Source organism: Nocardia sp. NPDC051911 (genome assembly GCF_040681035.1).
Classification (GTDB): Bacteria; Actinomycetota; Actinomycetes; order Mycobacteriales; family Mycobacteriaceae; genus Nocardia; species Nocardia sichangensis.
The window spans coordinates 1-1,487 of record NZ_JBFAXY010000107.1; the positions used below are offsets into that span (position 1 = coordinate 1).

The window sequence follows — 1,487 nt, forward strand, 5'->3', positions numbered from 1 at the left end:
GTTAGCGGGTGGGCTGGGTTTGTCAACCGGCGTGGGATGGTGAGTTGGGACAGCGGAACTGCTGGTAAAGAGGTGTTGTCCGCCAAGACAATTCGCTCGTTGCAGGAGTTCCGCTGTCGGTTCAGTGTGTCATTGATCGTTCGTCGCCGGTAGCGGAGGGTGTGTTCGCGCCGGGCCATCTGGGGGAACTGACCCGGATCGTGTCGTTCGACCTGGTCGACGCGGCGCTGGAAGCGGCCGGTGCGGTGCAGTCGCGGGTGCGGCTGCTGCCGTCGCGGGTGGTGGTGTATCTGCTGCTGGCCGGGGCGTTGTTCACTGGTATCGGGTATCGGCAAGTGTGGGCGCGGTTGTGTGCCGGGTTGCCTGGCGGTGTGGCCGTGTGCCCGGGTTCTTCGGCGTTGTCGCAGGCGCTGCGCCGGGTGGGGGTGAAGCCGTTGCGGGCGTTGTTCGACCTGGTCCGGGGCCCCGCCGCTGGAGCGGTGCGGTGGCGGGGACTGCTGGTATGCGCGATCGACGGCACCACGTTGTTCGTGCCTGACAGCGCGGCCAACGTGGCCGGTTACGGTCGCCACGGTGGCGGTCACGCTCAGGCGGGTTATCCGATGCTGCGGTTGCTGGCGGTGGTGGCCTGCGGCACCCGCACTGTCGTCGATGTCGTGTTCGGCCCGTTTCGGGTGGCGGAAACAGCCTATGCACCTAGGCTTTCCGGTTGCCTGAAGCCGGGCATGCTGCTGCTGGCCGACCGGAACTTCACGGTTACCGCGTTGATCGAGCAGATCACCGGCACCGGCGCGGATCTGCTGTTCCGCGCCAAACTCAACCGGCGCGTCCCCGCGATCGCGCATCTGAGCGACGGATCGTGGCTGACCCGCGCTGGCGCGGCGACCGTACGAGTGATCGACGCCGAGATCGCCGTCACCTGCGCTGGCGGGCCACGCCGCACCGAGCGCTACCGGCTGATCACCAGCCTCACCGACCACTACCGCTATCCCGCGGCCGACCTGGTCACGCTCTACCACCAGCGGTGGGAAATCGAAACCAGCTATTTCGAACTGAAATCGACAATCCTCGGCGGACGCGTTCTACGCGCCCGAACCCCAGCCGGAGTCGCGCAAGAGGTATACGCCCTGCTGATCACCTACCAGGCACTGCGCACCGCCATCGCCGACACCGCCCTGGCCGTCACCGATTTCTCCCCGGACCGGGGCAGTTTCACCATCGCCCTGCACACCGCCCGAGACCAGTTGATCCACGCCGCCACAGTCCTCACCACAACCACGATCGACCTGATAGGCACCATCGGACGCGCCGTGCTGACCGACCCGCTCCCACCCCGCCGGGCCCGTACCAGCCCCCGCATCGTCAAACGCGCCATCTCCAAACACCGCGCCAAGGGCGACATCGACCGCAACACCTACAAAACCCAGATCAGCATCCATATCCTGCCCGGTTGACAACCGGGCAGGAACCCAAACTGCGCGGCCTTG

1 protein-coding gene is annotated in these 1,487 nt (G+C 66.5%); it reads left to right on the forward strand.

Features of this window, described 5'->3' with window-relative positions:
* Nucleotides 1–161 precede the first annotated feature (161 nt).
* The gene (locus AB0L97_RS38620) at nucleotides 162–1,454 is read left to right on the forward strand and encodes an IS4 family transposase (RefSeq protein ID WP_364440021.1); all 1,293 of its coding nucleotides are present in this window, start codon (nucleotides 162–164) and stop codon (nucleotides 1,452–1,454) included.
* Nucleotides 1,455–1,487 lie beyond the last annotated feature (33 nt).